Annotated in this window: 20 protein-coding genes, 1 tRNA gene and 3 pseudogenes; 16 read left to right on the top strand and 8 right to left on the bottom strand. The window is 60.5% G+C overall.

The features are described 5' to 3' along the window. Positions 1-36: 36 nt before the first annotated feature. Both EL22_RS12035 and EL22_RS12040 read left to right on the top strand, forming a co-directional pair. A pseudogene (locus EL22_RS12035) lies at positions 37-672 on the top strand (ABC transporter permease); the annotation flags it as partial. Between the two features lie 446 nt (positions 673-1,118). Beyond that, a tRNA-Glu gene (locus tag EL22_RS12040) sits at positions 1,119-1,193 on the top strand. Positions 1,194-1,314: 121 nt separating this feature from the next. Here the strand turns inward: EL22_RS12040 and EL22_RS12045 are convergent. The 3 genes from EL22_RS12045 to EL22_RS12055 are packed head-to-tail and all read right to left on the bottom strand — an operon-like array spanning position 1,315 to position 3,484. Then, positions 1,315-1,617, bottom strand: coding sequence for a hypothetical protein (locus EL22_RS12045; protein WP_050051730.1), 303 nt, complete (start codon positions 1,615-1,617; stop codon positions 1,315-1,317). Then, positions 1,618-1,890, bottom strand: coding sequence for a winged helix-turn-helix domain-containing protein (locus tag EL22_RS12050; protein ID WP_050051731.1), 273 nt, complete (start codon positions 1,888-1,890; stop codon positions 1,618-1,620). It lies immediately after the preceding gene. 40 nt (positions 1,891-1,930) lie between these two features. Continuing rightward, positions 1,931-3,484 carry a molybdopterin-dependent oxidoreductase gene (locus tag EL22_RS12055; protein WP_231587945.1) on the bottom strand — a complete coding sequence of 518 codons (1,554 nt, stop codon included), beginning with the start codon at positions 3,482-3,484 and terminating at the stop codon, positions 1,931-1,933. A gap of 240 nt (positions 3,485-3,724) precedes the next feature. Between EL22_RS12055 and EL22_RS17250 the strand changes: the two genes are divergently transcribed. From EL22_RS17250 to EL22_RS12075, 5 genes are all read left to right on the top strand, one after another. Continuing rightward, positions 3,725-3,886: a hypothetical protein gene (locus tag EL22_RS17250; protein ID WP_156184119.1), complete on the top strand. Its 162-nt coding sequence runs from the start codon at positions 3,725-3,727 to the stop codon at positions 3,884-3,886. Continuing rightward, the gene (locus tag EL22_RS12060; RefSeq protein WP_050051732.1) at positions 3,883-4,140 is read left to right on the top strand and encodes a hypothetical protein; all 258 of its coding nucleotides are present in this window, start codon (positions 3,883-3,885) and stop codon (positions 4,138-4,140) included. The genes EL22_RS17250 and EL22_RS12060 overlap by 4 nt, the downstream gene beginning before the upstream one ends. After that, positions 4,137-4,343 (top strand): hypothetical protein, encoded by a 207-nt coding sequence (locus EL22_RS12065; RefSeq protein ID WP_050051733.1) that lies wholly within the window; start codon positions 4,137-4,139, stop codon positions 4,341-4,343. The genes EL22_RS12060 and EL22_RS12065 overlap by 4 nt, the downstream gene beginning before the upstream one ends. Further along, entirely contained in the window at positions 4,333-4,641 is a 309-nt protein-coding gene (locus EL22_RS12070; RefSeq protein WP_156184120.1) for a hypothetical protein, read from the top strand. Before EL22_RS12065 ends, EL22_RS12070 begins: the two co-directional genes overlap by 11 nt. Before the next feature lie 324 nt (positions 4,642-4,965). Further along, the gene (locus tag EL22_RS12075) at positions 4,966-5,256 is read left to right on the top strand and encodes a hypothetical protein (RefSeq protein ID WP_050051735.1); all 291 of its coding nucleotides are present in this window, start codon (positions 4,966-4,968) and stop codon (positions 5,254-5,256) included. Between the two features lie 106 nt (positions 5,257-5,362). Here EL22_RS12075 and EL22_RS17260 read toward each other — a convergent pair whose 3' ends face one another. After that, positions 5,363-6,127, bottom strand: coding sequence for an FxLYD domain-containing protein (locus EL22_RS17260; RefSeq protein ID WP_156184122.1), 765 nt, complete (start codon positions 6,125-6,127; stop codon positions 5,363-5,365). A gap of 38 nt (positions 6,128-6,165) precedes the next feature. On the opposite strand from EL22_RS17260, the pseudogene EL22_RS12080 reads away from it, so the two are divergent. Further along, a pseudogene (locus tag EL22_RS12080) lies at positions 6,166-6,465 on the top strand (transcription initiation factor IIB 3); the annotation flags it as partial. Between the two features lie 85 nt (positions 6,466-6,550). On the opposite strand, the gene gfcR reads toward EL22_RS12080, so the two are convergent. Continuing rightward, positions 6,551-7,201 (bottom strand): transcriptional regulator GfcR, encoded by a 651-nt coding sequence (gfcR, locus tag EL22_RS12085; protein WP_050051737.1) that lies wholly within the window; start codon positions 7,199-7,201, stop codon positions 6,551-6,553. A gap of 133 nt (positions 7,202-7,334) precedes the next feature. Here gfcR and phoU point away from each other — a divergent pair, with 133 nt between their 5' ends. The 4 genes from phoU (at position 7,335) to EL22_RS12105 (ending at position 10,294) form a co-directional block, all read left to right on the top strand. Further along, entirely contained in the window at positions 7,335-8,006 is a 672-nt protein-coding gene (gene phoU / locus EL22_RS12090; RefSeq protein ID WP_050051738.1) for a phosphate signaling complex protein PhoU, read from the top strand. Positions 8,007-8,143: 137 nt separating this feature from the next. After that, complete coding sequence (locus tag EL22_RS12095; protein ID WP_050051739.1) at positions 8,144-8,374, top strand: hypothetical protein; 231 nt, start codon at positions 8,144-8,146, stop codon at positions 8,372-8,374. A 507-nt stretch (positions 8,375-8,881) separates the two neighbouring features. Beyond that, complete coding sequence (locus EL22_RS18080) at positions 8,882-9,217, top strand: hypothetical protein (protein ID WP_050051740.1); 336 nt, start codon at positions 8,882-8,884, stop codon at positions 9,215-9,217. Positions 9,218-9,316: 99 nt separating this feature from the next. Further along, on the top strand, positions 9,317-10,294 hold the full coding sequence (locus EL22_RS12105; protein WP_050051741.1) for an SDR family oxidoreductase: 978 nt from the start codon (positions 9,317-9,319) through the stop codon (positions 10,292-10,294). Positions 10,295-10,369: 75 nt separating this feature from the next. Here the strand turns inward: EL22_RS12105 and EL22_RS12110 are convergent, their stop codons facing one another. Next, positions 10,370-11,569 (bottom strand): TRC40/GET3/ArsA family transport-energizing ATPase, encoded by a 1,200-nt coding sequence (locus EL22_RS12110; RefSeq protein WP_050051742.1) that lies wholly within the window; start codon positions 11,567-11,569, stop codon positions 10,370-10,372. Between the two features lie 248 nt (positions 11,570-11,817). On the opposite strand from EL22_RS12110, the gene EL22_RS12115 reads away from it, so the two are divergent. Further along, positions 11,818-12,126: a hypothetical protein gene (locus EL22_RS12115; RefSeq protein ID WP_156184123.1), complete on the top strand. Its 309-nt coding sequence runs from the start codon at positions 11,818-11,820 to the stop codon at positions 12,124-12,126. A 36-nt stretch (positions 12,127-12,162) separates the two neighbouring features. Here EL22_RS12115 and EL22_RS12120 read toward each other — a convergent pair whose 3' ends face one another. Further along, a complete protein-coding gene (locus tag EL22_RS12120; protein ID WP_050051744.1) occupies positions 12,163-13,263 on the bottom strand; it encodes a pyridoxal phosphate-dependent aminotransferase in 1,101 nt (366 codons plus the stop codon). A 126-nt stretch (positions 13,264-13,389) separates the two neighbouring features. Between EL22_RS12120 and EL22_RS12125 the strand changes: the two are divergent. The 3 genes and pseudogenes from EL22_RS12125 to EL22_RS12135 all read left to right on the top strand — a co-directional run bounded on the left by EL22_RS12125 (position 13,390) and on the right by EL22_RS12135 (position 15,867). Continuing rightward, positions 13,390-13,904, top strand: a pseudogene (locus EL22_RS12125) (CinA family protein). 78 nt (positions 13,905-13,982) lie between these two features. After that, positions 13,983-14,477, top strand: coding sequence for a metal-dependent hydrolase (locus EL22_RS12130; RefSeq protein ID WP_050051745.1), 495 nt, complete (start codon positions 13,983-13,985; stop codon positions 14,475-14,477). A gap of 124 nt (positions 14,478-14,601) precedes the next feature. Next, positions 14,602-15,867, top strand: a complete 1,266-nt coding sequence (locus EL22_RS12135) for a DUF6498-containing protein (protein ID WP_050051746.1) — start codon at positions 14,602-14,604, stop codon at positions 15,865-15,867. Positions 15,868-15,870: 3 nt separating this feature from the next. Here the strand turns inward: EL22_RS12135 and EL22_RS12140 are convergent, their stop codons facing one another. Beyond that, the gene (locus EL22_RS12140; RefSeq protein ID WP_050051747.1) at positions 15,871-16,806 is read right to left on the bottom strand and encodes a hypothetical protein; all 936 of its coding nucleotides are present in this window, start codon (positions 16,804-16,806) and stop codon (positions 15,871-15,873) included. Positions 16,807-17,051: the final 245 nt, after the last annotated feature.

Raw genomic sequence — 17,051 nt, forward strand, 5'->3', positions numbered from 1 at the left:
TTACCACAGGTTCTCAACTCTCGCCTTCACTAACAGTTCGGCTGGATCTTCGCGATCGCGATCGCGATTCCCAGTGGGATCTACGCGGCGGTCAACAAGGACCAACTCGGCGACGATGTCAGCCGATTCGTCGCGCTCTCGGGGATCTCCGTTCCGAACTTCTGGCTGGGACTCATGTTGATGGCAGTGTTCGCCGTCCAGTTCGACCTGTTTCCCACGCTGGACCCACAGACCGGGTTGTTCTCCCGACAGATGCTCTGGTGGTTGATCCTGCCGGGCGTGACGATCGGAACAGCCGCAGCGGCGAACGTAATGCGGATCATGCGCACGTCGATGGCCGAGGAACTGAACAAAGAGTACGTGACTGCCGCGCGTGCGAAGGGACTCCCCGAACGGACCATCATTCTCAAGCACGTGCTTCGAAACTCGATGATCTCGGTCACGACCGTCGCAGCGTTTCTGACTGCGGGACTCGTCTCCGGGTCGGTCGTGGTCGAAAACGTCTTCTCCTGGCCGGGACTCGGGCAGGAACTCGTCGCGGCGATCCAGCTCAGGGAGATGAATCTGATCATGGGGATCACCCTCTTGACCGGGGTCGTCATCGTACTCGCTAACTTGCTCGCAGACATCGTATACGCGGTACTCGACCCACGAATTAGAGACGAATATTAACAATCTATGTCAACAAAACGAGGACGAATACGGATCTCGGGATTCGAGACCGAACGTATCGAAGAACACGAATCGACGGACGTTCACGGGGACGAGTATCATACGAGGACGTTTGCCGTAGAGATAGAAAAACGTTGAGAACCGCTTCGAATTCGTCCGCAATTTCCTGCGTTCGCTGTGATTTTCCGCGCTCGAATCGATGTCGTGAGATCGGGTACGGCGAAGTGATCCGGTGTACGTCCACTTCCCGATCGACTGCAGACGGTCGCGATTCTCGAGTCATCTCGACGCTCGAGGAGTCTCGATGCGTACGACACGCGTTTCGGTGCGTCATTCACTGCCACTGGAGGGATGGAACGGAACCCTTTTTACTAGCCCCCGGCAACGGATGGGTGTAGCTTCACACGGCCGCACCGAACCGCGGTACGGTGTCGAAGCGAACGATCGCTCCGTTGGTGTAGTCCGGCCAATCATTTCGGCCTTTCGAGCCGATGACCAGGGTTCAAATCCCTGACGGAGCACTACTGCGACCGAGTTTTTCGAGATAGTAAGCGTACACAGCAGGCTTGAATGAGAGAACCGTGAGTGACAGCGATCGTTTCACGTGGTTCAAATCTGACAACGCGTGCGTTGTTCGCTCCGTCACTTCGCGGTCACGTAGGTGAGAAAGACCAGAGCGACGGTCTGAAGCGCGCGGAGGGTGACCACGGACTGCTGGACGACTGGGGAATTAGCGTAGAGCATCCCGCTACTGAAAAAGAAGTAAATCGCGACGATATTCTCGAGGAGCATCACACCACCGAACGCCGCCAGCCCCGCGGTCATCTCGGATCCGAACGTTCGATAGTTGTCTACCCAGATGATTATCAACACCGCAAGGAGGAGGGCGTTCGCTCCCGAGAGGGCGGTCGCTACTAGTATCCAGGGTCCTATCGTGTCCGCCATTCACATCGCCTCCAGAACGGTTTCGAACTCCTTGCGGTGACGTTCAAATCGGTCAGTCAAAAAGTACAACCTTCCGTATTCATCCCCGCCAGATTCGATAACGTCGTGTTTCTGTAGCATATCGAGATGATGCCTCACCGTATTATAATCGACGTCGAGACACTCTGCAAGTTGATTAGCATTCCGGGGACGGTCATCGAGGGCGGTGATGATCCGCGCGCGATTCTCGCCACCGCGAGTGCCAACGAGGAGATACCAGAGTGCCTTCTCCATCCGTGCGTGCTCTCGTTTCGGGGGACTATCAATTCGGGGGTCACCCCCCTATCGTCTTCGAGACCCACCCGGTCGCTCCGCTCGGGAACGCGTCCGATGGTTCTTCGGGCTGAGTGGTTCCCTCGCCGTCGATTGCTCGCACGATGACATCGTGAGCGCCATCGGCTTCGAACTCGTAACGCCACTGTCGCCAGACGTCGTTCCCAGGGATTGGTTCCGAGAGTTCCGCGTCCTGCCAGGTTTTGCCCCCATTTGTCGAGACTTCCACGCTCTCGATGCCACGCGTTCCGGCGTACGCGTGGCCCACAACCTCGATATTTCCGTTGTCGAGCGTGGAGTCACTCCAGAGTTTGGCGACGGTATTTACTGGGCCGGTGCCGTGCCAGCCGCGTTGTTCCCAGTAGCCGTCCATCTCCTCGTTCAGGAGTTCGATCTCGGTAAGCCACTTGACGTTCGTTTCGCCCCAGTGGCCCGGGATTAGAATGCGCACCGGATGGCCGTGGGATTGAGGGAGCGGTCGACCGTTCATCTCCCACGCGAGGAATCCGTCCTCGAGAGCCTCGATCGGGAACTGGACGAAGTAATCGTCCGCCGCGTGGAGCATCGCACACCCACACTTCCCTCCGGGGTCAGCTTCCGCTAAGAGGGGCTTGATCGGTGTTCCGGTCCATACAGCGTTGTCAAGCTTTTTGCCGTTCAGGCTCTCGCCGACACACCGTAGCGTAATGAACCGCCGCTCGATCGGCATATCCGCCAGTTCGTCGAAGGTAATTGTTACATCGTCGCCGACTTCTCCCGTGATCGTCAGCGACCAATCTTCGGGCGAGATGGCAGGATCGAACGTCGCTATGTCGACGTTGTAGAACTCGTCCAACGAACTCACGAGCCCCGGGATGTCGCCGCGAACGTCGAGGGACTTCTCTTCGGCCTCCTGTATTAGCGTGGACACCTCCTCATCGATCTCCTGCGTCCCGATGTCGGTGGTCGTCACCAACCGGCCAAGGCCGAGAGAGATGCCGATGAAGGCGAGGGCACCCGCGCTCGAGACAAGAACACGCCGTCGCGACGGGTCCGTGCCAGATGCGGAGAGCGGCGCGGCGCCCACGGCGGTAAGTACCGTCACGGGTCCGGCGGCTCCGACCGCGAGTACCGGGTCGGCAGTAATCGAGGCAACCATGCTCCACGTCAGGATGCCGGCCAGGCCACTCCCGATCGCAGGGCGGCCGACTCGTCGAGCAACGTAGAGTCCAACCGTTGCAGCGCTTGCGAACAGTCCGGTTGCTATGAGGACGGACAGACCGATGTGCAGGAGATGTCCCTGTTCGCCGACGTTCTGAATCACGAACGCAACGATCTCGCCCGGCGTCAATCGGACGACCGCATCATCAATCGGTGCGACGACGAACCGTCTCGTGTATCCAGCGACTGCGTACGATCCGGCCACACCCGTGATTCCGGCGAGGAGGACGAACAGAAAGTCGATACCTGAGGGAAATTCGTCGTTTCGAATGCGCTCGGTCATTATCTGGGTTTCCGGTATTGGCAGGTCCCCGTCATCGTCTCTCGTCTCGTCATCCGTAGAGCCATCGTCCATCGAACCGGCGTCGCGCCTGTTGTCGGCACAGGTGACCAGTTTGAGAGACGTGATTCGATCTGCGCCGCTTGAACGCACCTTGCTTGTCTTCCATTGCTCACCACCGACCAAGCTAAAGTCAGCCGTAGGGAAGTATATTTTTCAAGAAGGATACAAGATCGGTGAGAGTTCCGTTGAAGATTACTGCAAAATCTATACAAAATCGAGGCGGGACGAGCGCTTTACAGGAGCGGACGGAATGTGGACCTACGAAATCGAGGGATTTTGCCAGAACTCGAGGGAAGAATCCGCTTAGAGCAACAATTGCGGCGAAAGCGAAAAGAAGCGAAAGAAGAACTCGAGGAGATTGAAGCAGATCTCGAAGAGGAACTCGAGAACCGCGAGACAGAAGGCCCCACATGAGTAAAGTACAATCAACCGACTGCGGCACGGAACAGACCGAGACTATCAGCGTCGGCACGACCGCCGAGCGGCTGGGCGTCTCGACGACGTCGGACGTCTCGAAAGCCGCCTCGGAATTCGAGCGCCGGAAGATTGTCACGAAAGAGCGCGGCGAGGATGGGATGCTGGTCGATCTCAACACCGACGGCATCGAGGCGGTCCCGAAGGCCGCGGCCGAACGTGAAAAGACCGAGCAACTCATGGAGGAAATATGAGCGATACAACAGCCCGAACCTACCCGTGCCCGTCTCCAGACTGCGAATTCACTGCCGGCGGCACGGTCGAGCTTGCAGAACATGTGAATACCGAGCATCCAGGCGAGTTCGCGCGAGAGGACTGGCCGGATACCCCGGCCGCCTCGAACACCGATCGCGAAAGCAAGGATGACGAGGAGGATAACGATCCCGATGATGGCTGACGACCTCGAGCAGTTGAAAGAACTCGCCAGCGAGCGGTGGGGTGACCAGTGGACGATTACGCAAAAGCACTTCGCGGACGGCACGACGAAACAGACCGCGTGGCGGACGTTCGGGCCGGTCGAAACCGATGACGACGGGCAGGTGTTCGACGTCGAACGCATCCAACTCGACGGTGACGAGGCCCTTCACGACCGCGTCCACCAGCGCAACGACGATGTCGTTGAGGTCCTCGACTACGAGATCTGCGACCCCGACGATATCTCGGGGCTCGACACTCCCGAACACACCAAAAAATAAGGTGTTTCGAGAGCTATTCTCGGATGAATTCCCGGTGACAATCGTCACAAAGCGTGTTGACCGTCTTTGTGCCGGTGTCGTCGGGAATTTGGAACGCTCCAGACCAGTCCCGTATGTTGTCAAACATCCTGTGGAAGGTTCGTTGACAACCGGGGCAGGTCCATTCGTAGTCTGACATCGTTTTATTCTCCGTAGGATTTCACGCTTCTACGCTTCCTCCTACATTCAGTAGTACACACTATGGGTACTTAATGTATTCGCAATAGTGCAACGTTACAATAGCAAAATCACAACAGTTATTGTAATGGCCGTGAATGAGTAGATATGGGAGACTCAGAGATCGACGCCGATGCGGTCGTGGACTTGCTCGCACCAGAAGGGAAGCTTCGGATCGTGGTCGCGGTCCTCGAGGAGTCGGGTGACGAGTTCAACCCGGCCCGGATCTACGAGCACGACGGCGTCTCAAAGGACGCATGGTACCGCTACCGGGATGACTTAGAGGCCGCCGGCTTGCTCGAGGAGGCGGGCTCGATCGGGAACAGCCCGCTGTATCGCGTTCCAGACGGCCTGATCGCGAACAACCTTCGAGCAGCGTTCGAGGGCGCGAGTAATTGAACGGCAGATAATAACGTACCACGAGACTGTTTCGGCTCTTCGATGGAGATCGGTATCAACAACTCCTACGGAAGAGCGATCCCTATTATGTGATTATTCGCGATGGTCATCTTGAAAGTTGCACAGTCACTCGCCGCTTATATTCTTGTATTCGATCGGAATCTGCGTGTTTACTGGCTGTAACCTCCCATTCACCAGAATCGCCTGCTTGAAGGCGGCTTAGTCCATCACGTCGCCAGTCGACAAGCTCGTTACTGTCGTAGAAGTTGATGTGTACGTAGATACGGGTTAATTCTTTGCCAGCAGTATTCTCAACACGCCCAGAGACAGTCGGTTGGGATGTCTTGAGATTAGCAGACTCGTTGGTTACAGTGACTTCATCGTCATTTAATGGTGTTAGGGGATCAACTCGGACTGTCGAAGTCACACCAAAGCGGTTGATCCGATCCGGGTCGTTGACGTGAGTTGGTGCAACCGCGATTTCAGCATACTCACCGTTGCTGAGGAAACGCGGCATCGTCCAGCTACTCCCAATCTGGGTATCCCCGTCATAGAAATCGACTGAGAAATCAATATCTGCAATTTCATCGTTTCGGGTGTTTTCAACTGTTCCGATAACCCCAGCACGGGAGATAGCCGGATGCTCCTCCCAATGGATATCGCTGACCTGAACACCGCGATCGATGTACCCCTCAAATGTCTCACCGACCTTGATATAGTGAACCTCATCATTTTCCTCATACCCAACTGAACTGGTGGATTCGTTTTCAGGGCTGTTGTTCGAGTTGTCTGATTCGTCGCTGGTCTCGTTACTTAAGCAACCAGAGATCGCAATGACTGCCCCGGAAGTCAGCAATGATCTTCGTCTCATATCTATGTATTTTCACACATTTTGATAATATTTGGCTACTCGGTCTCGAGATGCGACCCGTCGACCCGAAAAAGTACGTCCCCCGGTTCTGTTCTGAACTCGAACTCTCCGAAGAGGTCCAGACGAAAGCCAACGAAATAATCGAGAAGACGGCCGAAGAAGGCCTCCTCTCGGGCAAATCACCGACCGGGTACGCCGCGGCCGCGATCTACGCTGCCTCGCTGCTCTGTAACGAGAAAAAGACCCAGCGCGAAGTCGCAGACGTCGCGCAGGTCACGGAAGTCACTATCCGGAACCGCTATCAGGAACAGATCGAAGCGATGGGGATCCACGGGTAAACCGCTCACTCCGTATTTTTCCGCGAGTCGCCGACCGTCACCCAGCACCAGCCACGATTCGGTCGCCGGCTCGCTACTCGCCCGATCAGTCGTCTTTGCCGACGCTGATGACCTGCAACAGTGAGTAGACCGGGACGCCGTCGATCTCCTCGACGCCCTGCTTGTCGGCGAGGACGACACACGCAAGCGGGTCGCCGCCGTCGGCACGGATCGCCTCGATGGTCTCGCGCATCGTCGTCCCGCTCGTGATGGTGTCGTCGACGATGTAACACTCCCGATCGCGAATCGTCGCGAAGTTCCGGGAGAACATTCCGCCGAGTTCGTCCAGGTCGCCTTCCTCCCACTGGTGTTTCGCGGGCGTGTATGTCGCGAGGTCGGTCTCGAGCTCTCGAGCGACCAGCGTCGCGATCGGGCCGCCGGCCTTCTCGATTCCGATCGTGAGGTCGACGTCTTCGCCGTGTTTCGCGAGGAGGTCGGCCATCGCGGACGCGATCGATTCCATGCGCCCGCTGTCGCGGCCGATCGCGGACCAGTCGACGTGGATGTCCTGCGGTCCGTTTCCTGTCGGTCCATTTGACTGTCCCGTACCCGTCGGCTGGGGCGTCGTATCGCTTCGCTCGACGAGCCAGCTTGCAGTTTCCCGGGAGACGTTCAGTTCGTCCGCGATTTCGCCTTTCGACAGCCCGCGCGTCGCGAGCTCCGATGCGCTCTCAATGAGGTCGTCGACGTTTTTCATATGTGTGGTGATTTGGGCCCCGTTTTTATAGGCGTATCGTCGTTCCCGAATGCGGCCGTTACCCGATTCGGTCGCGGGCGGTCGAAGGGTGACTGGGCGCAAGTTATATCCCTGCCCGGAATGGTGCCAGCATATGGCCAGAAACTCCTATCAGGATAAGCTCTCGGAGCTTCGAGAGGACGTGTGCTACATGGGCGAGGTCGTGATGGAACGACTCCGAATGGGACTCGACGCCCTCGAGCAGAAAGACGACGAGCTCGCACAGGAACTGATCGAAGGCGACGGGGAGATAAACCGGATGTACCTCGACTTAGAGCAGGACTGTATCGACCTGCTCGCGTTACAACAGCCAGTCGCGAGCGACCTCCGATTCATCGCGGCGTCGTTCAAGATCATCACAGACCTAGAGCGCGTCGCGGACCTCGCCGTGAACCTCGGCGAGTACAGCCTCGAGGCCGAACAGGACCTCTTTCCGGACGTCGACGTACAGGCGATGGGCGAACTGACCCTCGAGATGGTCGACGACGCGGTCACGGCCTACGACGACGAGGACGTCGAGGCGTGTTACGCCCTCGCCGCTCGAGACGACGAACTCGACGAGTTCGCAGAACGGGCGAGCGAAATCGTCGTTCGCGACCTGATCGAACGCGAACTCGACTCGCCCGACGAAGTCGAGACGATCCTGCAGGACGTGTCCCGGCTTCTCCTGACGATTCGGGACCTAGAGCGCGTCGGCGATCACGCGGTCAACATCGCCGCGCGAACGGTCTACATGGTCGAAAACGACGACGAACTCATCTACTGAGGGACACAGCCGACCGGACGGGTAACAGTCAGCTCGGCGAATTCGGACAGCGCCACGCCGTCGCTCGGGGTCGAGTATCAGTTTCATTGAGAGACACACCCGCACAGCTATCAGTTCGGTCCTCGAGGAGGATTCGTATGAGCGATCGAAACGCCATCGAAGAACTCGAGGCGCGACTCGGTTTCGTCCCTCGCAGACGTTTGATACTCGGTATCGTTCTCCTGATCCCACCGTTTACGATTTTGGGTGTCGCCTTGCTCGGGTACGAGCTCATACGAGCGGGAAAGCCCCTCCGTGAGGCCGAAAACGAGCGGCTCATCGGTCCAGACCCTGGGAACGAAGATATTTCGGCGGAATACGAAAACTAACGCTGTAGTGCCTTGCTCTCCTCGAGTTCACCGATTCACGTTTGACTGGTTCGACGAGTCCGTTCGACTCGTTGATATACAGATGCTTTACAGCCGCATATAGAAAAACCCTCTCACGGTCCTCGGCGAGTTGTTACAATTTTCCGGTGGTCTCTCTCGCAATCTCCCAGAAGAATTTTCGTCTGTCCGTCCCGTATACTTGTAGCCTCGGTACTGCGAACAATTGATCAGCACCTCTCCCCGTCTACATTATTCCCAGCCTGAAACAGTAGTTATATGACACTACGGCACGGTAGACCAAATGGAAGCCAAAACTCCACGGAAGGGGGCGTTCGCATTGAAATGCCCCGGGTGGTAAGAGCACCCGAGACGTGGCTTCCGAACCCGTCAAGGGTCAGTTGCCATGATTGGATATCTTCTCCGCGGGCTTAAACATCCCGTCCGACAGACGAATCGAAGTCGAGTACCGCTCGTTATCGCCTCTGCGCTCGGAGGTGAACACAAGCCATGACGGGGACGGACAGGCTAGTCCTCGAGATCGTCCGAACGCTCGAGAGCCACGGCCTGCCGCGAGACGCCTACCAGCTCGGCAAGGAGTTCGATCCCGAGGCACTGGCCCGGCTGGTCGAATCGGGTGGCGACGCGGTCGAAGTTCGTCTCGAGATTCACGGAATCCCCCTCGTCGTAACCGAGTCGGCGGTCCGAATCCGAGAGGAGGAATCGTCGTCTCCGCCGACCTGTCCGCACTGTCGGGCTCCCATAACTGCGATCGTTCAACTCGTTCCGACTCATCACAACGCCTACCCCTGTGGGTGTCGGCTCGCGCGGGACACGCTCGAGTAATCTCGGTGCTATGCGAGGTCGGGCGACAGGATCACCGGAGCGACCGACGGCCGAGAAAAACCGTCGGTACTTAGGTTATGTCTCACGAACCCAACCTGTATGGCCATTGCTGAGGAAGCCGAGGGAACGGACGACGGGGGGCAGGACCCCTCCGGAGCAGGCGACGAGCGCGGAACTGACACCGCGAGTGACGAACCGACCGCCTCGAGCGAGGACCGAGAGCGCACGACGACCGACAGCGCCGACGACCGCTACACGCGGAAGAAGTGCGTCCTCATCACCGGCTGTTCGTCGGGCATCGGGCGAGCGACCGCGAAGGCGTTCCTCGAGGAGGACTGGCAGGTCGTGGCCACGGCGCGAAACACCGACGACATCGCGGATCTCGCCGAGGCGGGCTGTACGACGCTCGAGCTCGACGTGACCGAGCCCGACCAGGTCGCTCGAGTCGTCGAGGAGACCGTCGAAATCGGCGGCGCGATCGACTGTCTCGTGAACAACGCGGGCTACGCCCAGATGGGGCCGATCGAGGACGTCTCCACGCTCGACCTCCACCGGCAGTTCGACGTCAACGTCTACGGCCCGCATCGGCTCGCCCGCGCTGCGCTGCCTCACATGCGAGCCCAGGGCGAGGGCCGAATCATCAACGTCTCGAGCATCCTCGGCCGCCTCTCGTTTGCCGGTACCGGGCCGTACTCGGGCTCGAAACACGCACTCGAAGCGATGAGCGATTCCCTCCGGGCTGAAGTCGAGGAGTTCGGCATCGAGGTCGTCCTGATCGAACCCGGCACCGTCGAGACGGAGTTCGTCGAACGGACCGACGACGAACTGCCCGAGAACCGGACGCCGGCCTACGAGACGCTCTACGAGATCTACGACGACGCACAGCTCATCGGCGGCGGCGGACCGCTCGCGCTGAAGCCGACGGACGTTTCCGAGGCGATCGTCGAGGCGGGAACCGCTCGAGAGCCGCCCGCCCGATACCCCGTGGGGCCGATGGCCCAGTACGGCTCCTACGCACGATTCCTGCCGGATCGGATTCGCGATGCGGCCTACGGGCTCCTCCAGAAGTTCGTCTGAGAAGTGCGACGATACCGGTCGCGGTTCGTTCGAGAATCGGCGCTCGTCGGTCCGCCCGCAGCGTTCTCTTCGAAATCAGCGTAGACAGGCGGCGACGACCTCGAGCATGTTCTCGCCGCGGACTTCGTCTGCAAACAGCGGGACCCGACGAACGTCGGTGCCGCGAAAGAGTTCCTGGGCCTCCGTCAGCGCCTTCTGCTGGACATCCCAGCGGCGCTGACAGAACTCGCAGTCGTCGAGGTTCGGCTCGAGGAAGTCGCCATCGACGTCGTCGGTAACGTTCGAGAGCGGTTCCATCACGCGGTTGACGACGAGCGTGCCGACCGGAATATCGAACTCCCGCAGTTGCGCGCGGAGCCGTTTGGACTCGAGGACGCTCATTTCCTCGGGGACCATCACGATTCGGAAGTCGGTTCGCTGGGGATCACTGAGCGCGTCTCGGAGGCGTTCGATCCGTTCGCGGAGCTCCTCGAGGTCCTCCATGCCGGGCTCCTCGGAACCGTCCGCGCCGCCGAACATCCCCTTGACGCCCTCGAGCATCCCGCCGATCCGCTGGCGGAGCTTCATCACTTTGCCCATCATCGAGTCCATCAGCTCCGGCAATCGCAGGAGCTTGAGGGTGTGGCCTGTCGGTGCCGTGTCCACGACGACCCGATCAAATCGGTCGTCGTCCATGTACTCAAGCAGGAGTTGGACGGCCGCCGCCTCGTCGGAGCCGGGCATGTCGCCGCCGAGCATGGCGTCCATCGGGGAGTCGCCGCCGAGCAGTTCGCCCATACCGCCCATGGGACCGTCGGGACCGCCGAATGGGTCGTCGGATCCACTCGAGTCGGCGGTCGTACCGGTGGGGTCTGCTGCGGATTCACCACCGCCGTCTCCCTGCGAGAAGATCGTATCGGCGTCCTCGAGCGCCGCTTCGGGATCGATCTCGGCGGCGTACAGCGGCACGTCGTCGCGGATCCGGGCCGGTTCCGCGGGAATATCCGTCTCGTAGGTGTCCGAGAGCGAGTGGGCGGGATCGGTCGACACGACGAGCGTGCGAACGCCGCGCCGCGCGCTGTCTAGGGCCGTCGACGCCGCCATCGTGGTCTTTCCGACGCCGCCTTTCCCCCCGTAGAGGACGTACTCCGGTCCGTCGATGGGTTCGTCGCTCGGTTCGACGTCGACCGTCCGGCGCTGGTCGCCCTCCGCGACGGAATCGGTCGGCGTCACCTCGATCGTGTGGTCGTCGTCCTCGTTCGTCTCCTCGACCGGGTCGACGTCGAGTCCGCTCATACCTGCGGGTATCCCGTCCAGACACGAGTACCCGTCGGTCCGTTTTCATCGAACCGTTCACCGCGGCTGCGAGAGACGGCGGGGACGAATCGAATTGTCTCCAAACCGCCGTTTCGCGCGAGCATACCCTCGTTGACATCCCATCGCGGAGCTGTATTAGGTGTATTAACACCAGTAAACAGACTTGTTCGACTAGGGAACACGGTTATATACGAGATCGTGGTCCGATGACGCGAACCGATCGTCCAATGACGACTCCACCCATCCCCACAACGACCGACCCCAAACGCTCCGCCGAATCCGAACGCGCCTCCGGACCCGACCGCGCCGCTCGAGACACGGGCCCGTTTCCGTACGCTGGCTCAGAGTCCGAACGCGCTCTCGAGACCGCACTCCCGACTCGGTTTGCCGCGCGGTCTCTCCGCACCCTGCACTCGAGCGCCGGACGAGCGGGTCCGGCCGGATCGACTGCCTGCCCCGAGTGCGGCACCGAGACGGTCAACGGCGCCGGCCTGTTCGCGTGTTCGCAGTGTGACTGGTCGGGGTCGCTTCGGTAGTACACGTCGGCGGCGACGAGGCGAAAATACGCTCGTTTATTCGAAGTACTCGACCAATCGCTGGGCCGCGTCCTCGACGCGCGGCGTCACGAGCGCGAAGCGAAGCCACTCCTCGCGTGCGCTGCCGAAGGCGTTCCCCGGCATGCCGGCGACGCCCGCCTCGTCGATCAGCCGTTCGACGTTCTCGAGCGTGCCGGGGAAATCGTCGAAGCGAACCAGCACGTAGAACGAACCGCTGGGTTTCGTGTACGCCGCACCCGCTCGCTCGAGGGCGTCGGTAAACGTCTCGACGCGTTCGCGTAACCGGTCTCGATTGGCCTGGTAGTAGTCGGGGCTCGTTTCTCGCAGGGCGTACAAGATGGCGTACTGGGCGGGCCGACTGCCGGCGACGTTGACCAGCATGTGGCGACTTCTCGCGCTCTCGACCAGATTTTTGGGGAAGACGGCGTAGCCGACACGAAACCCCGTGATCGCCATCGATTTCGAAAACGAGTTCGTCACAATCCGACGGTCGGAGTCGACCGAGAGCGCGCTGGCGAAGGTCCCCGAGAGGTCGAAGTGATCGTAGACTTCGTCGCTCACGAGTACCGCGTCGTTGTCCTCGGCGATCGAGACCAGTTCGCGAACCGTCTCCTCGGGATAGACCGCGCCGGTCGGGTTGTTCGGCGAGTTGACCACGATGGCGGCGGTCTCGGCGCTCGCCGCTGATCGAACGTCGGCTGGATCGAGCCGTCCCGTATCGTCGGTTTCGACGTACGTCTGGGTCCCCTCAAGCATGGTCGTCTTTCCCGGATAGTACGGGTAGACCGGATCGGTCAGGATGATTTCGGAGCCGCTATCGCGCTCTAAGGCGCGGGCCATCGCGAGGTAATTCGCCTCGCCGGCTCCGTTGGTGACGACGACCTGCGAGATGTCCACGTTCCGGCGCGCGGCGATTTCCTCGCGTAACTCGCGGAGCCCGTCGCTGGGCGGATATTGAAACTGCTCAGGGTCAGCGTCGGCGTAGTCGGAGAGCCCCTCCCGGAGCGCCTCGGGTGGCTCCCAGTCCGGGTTACCGCTGACCATGTCGATGACGTCGCCGTCGGCCTCGGCCGCGTACTGCATTACGCGAAAGAAAAGCGGCGTCTCGTAGTCCATGCGTTCGTGTGAACGCCGACGGGTCGTGGATCTTTCGACACGCGCGAGGGAAGGGTACACCGCCGAACTCGACGGCGAACTCGTCCCACCGGTTCATTCAAACTGCCGGCTCTCGACCACTCGAGTATGAACGACGACATCGACCGTGACCTGCCGATGCGCGTCGGCGACGCGCTCAGAGACGCCGAGGAGACCCTCGCCGTGGCCGAATCCTGCACCGGCGGGCTGATCGGCGCGACGATAACGGCGATTCCGGGCGCGAGCGATTACTTCGAAGCCGGGCTGACGACCTACGCGTACGACGCCAAGCGTCGCCACCTCGGAGTGAGCCGCGAGGCGCTCGACGAACACGGCGCGGTCTCCGACCCCGTCGCACTCGAGATGGCCCGTGGCGTTCGAGACGTGACCGACGTGACGTGGGGGCTCTCGGTGACGGGGGTCGCCGGCCCCACCGGCGGAACCGACGCCGACCCCGTCGGGACCGTCTACGTCGCGTCTCCTACGCCGGCCCGTGGGGATCTAACACCTCGAGGGCGACCGTCTCTCGCTACGAGTTCGACGGCGATCGGGCGGTCATTCGAGCGAAAACGGTCGAACAGGCGCTCGAGGACCTGATCGGCGCAATCGACCGAATCCACTGAGAGTTGCTCGTACGGGGCTGGTCGGTGGCGCGTCTCGACAGAAAGCTATTCCGTCCGTCGGTTCCCAGCCTCCGGTAGATGAACAAGAAGGGACACGTTCTCAACGCCGCCCTGTTGAGCATCGGGCTGGGCTACCTGCTCGAGCCGTCGGGGACCGAAGAGACGTTCGCGACGATTCTGATGATCGGCGTTCCCGTCACCCTCGGGGCGCTCTTTCCCGATGTCGACACCGCCTTCGGAAAGCACCGAAAGACGCTGCACAACCTGCCGATTCTGGTCGCGTTCGTGGCCTTCCCGTATTTCTTCGAGAACCTCCAGTACGTCTGGATCGGGATTCTCACCCACTACGTGCTCGACGTCGCCGGGAGCAAGCGCGGTATCGCGCTGTTCTATCCCCTCTGGTCCGAGGAGTTCGGACTCCCGGTCGGCGTCGCCGTCAAGAGCAGGATGGCCGATCTGGTGACCGTCATCGTCACCGCCGCGGAACTGGTCGTCGCCGCGATCATCATCTACCGGATTCCACAGCTCAGTCTCGAGTTGGGCGGACAGGCGATCGGTACCGTTCTCGGATAGCGCGCGGAACGCCGCTATCTCGCCATTCCAGTCGTCGAATCACTGATTGAGCGGCGTGGTTGTTCGCCTCGACCGAAGACCCATATCGAAACAGCTTGATGACACGAACGAAGGGATTGACTCGATGCAGCTTTCGCGGGGCACGATGTTCGGGAGGCAGGCGTTGCTCTGGTGGGCCGTCCTCTCGAACGCGCTTTCGTTCCTCGGCGTTTTGCTCTGGAACTGGGACGTCACGACGCTGGTATCCGTCTACTGGCTCGAGATCGGAATCGGGCTGTTCTGGGCGACTCTCAAAGCCGGGTTCGCCGAGCGACCCGCCGACTATTCGCCGGAAATGTTCCTGTTCGGTGCGTTCCGATACCGACGCGGCGGCGTTTCGATCCCGCGAACGGATCTCGTGTGGTACCTTCACAACCTTCCGATAGTCGCTTTTGCAGGGGTTGGCTTTGGCGGCGCGTGGATTGCGATCGGTCTGCTGGCTATCGGACAGATGCCTGGGTTTCAGGAAGTAGTCCAACCCGGATCCGGGACTTTCTATTCCGTGCTTGCCGTCGGAATCAGTCTCTTCGTCGGTAACAGCTGGAAGGCGGTGTCGACCTACATCGGCGGTCGGCGGTATCGTGAGCTAAACGCACAGCAAGTCCTTCAGGAGGCGCTCTGGCCGCTGTGGATTTTCGGCGTGATCATCATGCTCGTCGCACCCACCGTCACTGGGGAAGTAACGACACTCCTTTTTCTCATCCCGCTACTGGTCATGAAGTTTGCATTCGACCTCGTCTGGACGTTCTACGAGACGATGCTGTCGTTCGACGAGAAAATTGGCGGCTGGCTCGGGGTCGCCGAGACCGGAACCGGTCTCGAGTGGGACCCGCGTCCGCTTGAGCGATCGCGTCCCACAGACTCGATTCGACCGCACAGATTCGGCGTTCTTCTCGGCGGGGTAACGAACGGCGTCCGGTCGCTGGCGGGCACGCTCGTGGGGCTGTTCGGCGGTTGGGTTTGCTTCGTTCTCCTGCTGGGCGCTGACCTCGTCGTTCTCGAGTGGCTCGCGGTCGCCCTCGCATTGTTGGGCGGGCTCGGCGTCTTCGATCATGTCCTCAGGCACTGGTGGACGAGGTACCAATTCGACGAAACCGACGATCTCGTCTGCTACGGCGCACGGTCTGCCGGGCCGCACTGGCGACTCGATCTCGATCGGATCGAATCTCTCGAGCGGAACGGTTCCAGAGTAGATCGACTGCTGGGAACGACGACGCTTCGCATCGACCTCGAGAACGACGAGCAGACGATTCGACTGCCGTACCTCAAGCGAGAAAGCGCTCGAACGATCGAGGAGACGATCGACGCGTCAGCGGCGGATGCGAAACGTGCCGCGACTGGTCGGTTCTGAGAATTACTGGCTATCTGAGTCGTGGCGGTTCGGCGTCCACTCCTCGCAGGGGTCCATATCCTTCATGCCGCCGTCGTGGTAGCCGCAGTAGGGGACCATTCCCGAGTCGGTCCGAACGTATTCGAAGTGATGACAGTTTCCGCAGTACCGGTCCGCCGGTTCGACGGGGCTCTCGGGTTGGACGGGAGCATCGACGAGTTCCGCGTCCCGGCCGTCGCCGGTCTCGAGCGGCGACTCGAGCGATTCGGGCTGCGAACCGCCGTCGCTGGTGGGGACCGCACCCGATCCGGCTGGCGCGCCGTTCGTTCCACTCCCGCCGGTCGAGCGCATCTTCGAGTCGCCGTCGACGTTCGTCTGCGTCTCGACATCGCCGTCTGGATCGGCCCCGAAGAGGCCGACGCCGCCGAGCGCGCCGCCGCTCGAGTTGTCCACCTCGACGACCTTCGTTTCGCCCCGTCGGGTGACGTTCATCTCGAGCATCCCGCCCGGATCGTTCCGCGTCTTGAAGTTGACGACGGCGATGAACAGACAACACACGGTGATGAACAGACCGAGCAGGTACACCACTGAAACGTGGAGTGTGAGTTCCTTGCCGTGGAACCGCCAGTGTTCGGGGTAGGCGTACGAAAACATCGCAACCCCGAGCATGCAGAGACTCGTTCCGATCGCGGCCGCAGCCTTCACCCGACGCGATGCGGGCAAAACGATGAAAACGCCGACGAACGCGGTCGGGACGCCGATTCCGGCCATAACCCCGGCTCCGCGAATCGGTCCTAACGGGTGGGGAAAATACGACGAGAAGAGTTCGGTCGTCGCGACGAAGACGGCGACGACCGCCAGAATCGCCCCGATAGCGACGAGCACCGCGCCCGTGTACAGCCGTCGGAGGCTCGACACCTCCCGTTCGTTTCCTCGGTAGACCTCCGTCAGGCTGGTCATGATACAGCGGTTGGTACTCGGGCCACAAAAAATGATACGTCAGACAATTCTCGAAATTCTGGGTGAACTGATCGTCCCGATCGATCACTCGTGTTGGGCGCTCGTCGGACTCGAGTCGGACTCGCTTCTCACCCGAGACGGATTCACGTCCTGTTCGAAGACGAGACTCATTGCTCACCAGACGACTACGGATCAGAATTTCTCACAGTCTGAGACTTTGACGCGAAACGAAGGGAGCGACTCGC

Origin of the sequence: Halostagnicola sp. A56, assembly GCF_000691505.1 — an archaeon.
Lineage (GTDB): Archaea > Halobacteriota > Halobacteria > Halobacteriales > Natrialbaceae > Halostagnicola.

Bases quoted from the DNA above. Each gene is read 5' to 3' on its own strand.
- EL22_RS12045 (WP_050051730.1), bottom strand. From the start codon at position 1,617: ATGGCGGACACGATAGGACCCTGGATACTAGTAGCGACCGCCCTCTCG.
- EL22_RS12050 (WP_050051731.1), bottom strand. From the start codon at position 1,890: ATGGAGAAGGCACTCTGGTATCTCCTCGTTGGCACTCGCGGTGGCGAG.
- EL22_RS12055 (WP_231587945.1), bottom strand. From the start codon at position 3,484: ATGGACGATGGCTCTACGGATGACGAGACGAGAGACGATGACGGGGAC.
- EL22_RS12060 (WP_050051732.1), top strand. From the start codon at position 3,883: ATGAGTAAAGTACAATCAACCGACTGCGGCACGGAACAGACCGAGACT.
- EL22_RS12065 (WP_050051733.1), top strand. From the start codon at position 4,137: ATGAGCGATACAACAGCCCGAACCTACCCGTGCCCGTCTCCAGACTGC.
- EL22_RS12070 (WP_156184120.1), top strand. From the start codon at position 4,333: ATGATGGCTGACGACCTCGAGCAGTTGAAAGAACTCGCCAGCGAGCGG.
- EL22_RS12075 (WP_050051735.1), top strand. From the start codon at position 4,966: ATGGGAGACTCAGAGATCGACGCCGATGCGGTCGTGGACTTGCTCGCA.
- EL22_RS17260 (WP_156184122.1), bottom strand. From the start codon at position 6,127: ATGAGACGAAGATCATTGCTGACTTCCGGGGCAGTCATTGCGATCTCT.
- gfcR (WP_050051737.1), bottom strand. From the start codon at position 7,201: ATGAAAAACGTCGACGACCTCATTGAGAGCGCATCGGAGCTCGCGACG.
- phoU (WP_050051738.1), top strand. From the start codon at position 7,335: ATGGCCAGAAACTCCTATCAGGATAAGCTCTCGGAGCTTCGAGAGGAC.
- EL22_RS12095 (WP_050051739.1), top strand. From the start codon at position 8,144: ATGAGCGATCGAAACGCCATCGAAGAACTCGAGGCGCGACTCGGTTTC.
- EL22_RS18080 (WP_050051740.1), top strand. From the start codon at position 8,882: ATGACGGGGACGGACAGGCTAGTCCTCGAGATCGTCCGAACGCTCGAG.
- EL22_RS12105 (WP_050051741.1), top strand. From the start codon at position 9,317: ATGGCCATTGCTGAGGAAGCCGAGGGAACGGACGACGGGGGGCAGGAC.
- EL22_RS12110 (WP_050051742.1), bottom strand. From the start codon at position 11,569: ATGAGCGGACTCGACGTCGACCCGGTCGAGGAGACGAACGAGGACGAC.
- EL22_RS12115 (WP_156184123.1), top strand. From the start codon at position 11,818: ATGACGACTCCACCCATCCCCACAACGACCGACCCCAAACGCTCCGCC.
- EL22_RS12120 (WP_050051744.1), bottom strand. From the start codon at position 13,263: ATGGACTACGAGACGCCGCTTTTCTTTCGCGTAATGCAGTACGCGGCC.
- EL22_RS12130 (WP_050051745.1), top strand. From the start codon at position 13,983: ATGAACAAGAAGGGACACGTTCTCAACGCCGCCCTGTTGAGCATCGGG.
- EL22_RS12135 (WP_050051746.1), top strand. From the start codon at position 14,602: ATGCAGCTTTCGCGGGGCACGATGTTCGGGAGGCAGGCGTTGCTCTGG.
- EL22_RS12140 (WP_050051747.1), bottom strand. From the start codon at position 16,806: ATGACCAGCCTGACGGAGGTCTACCGAGGAAACGAACGGGAGGTGTCG.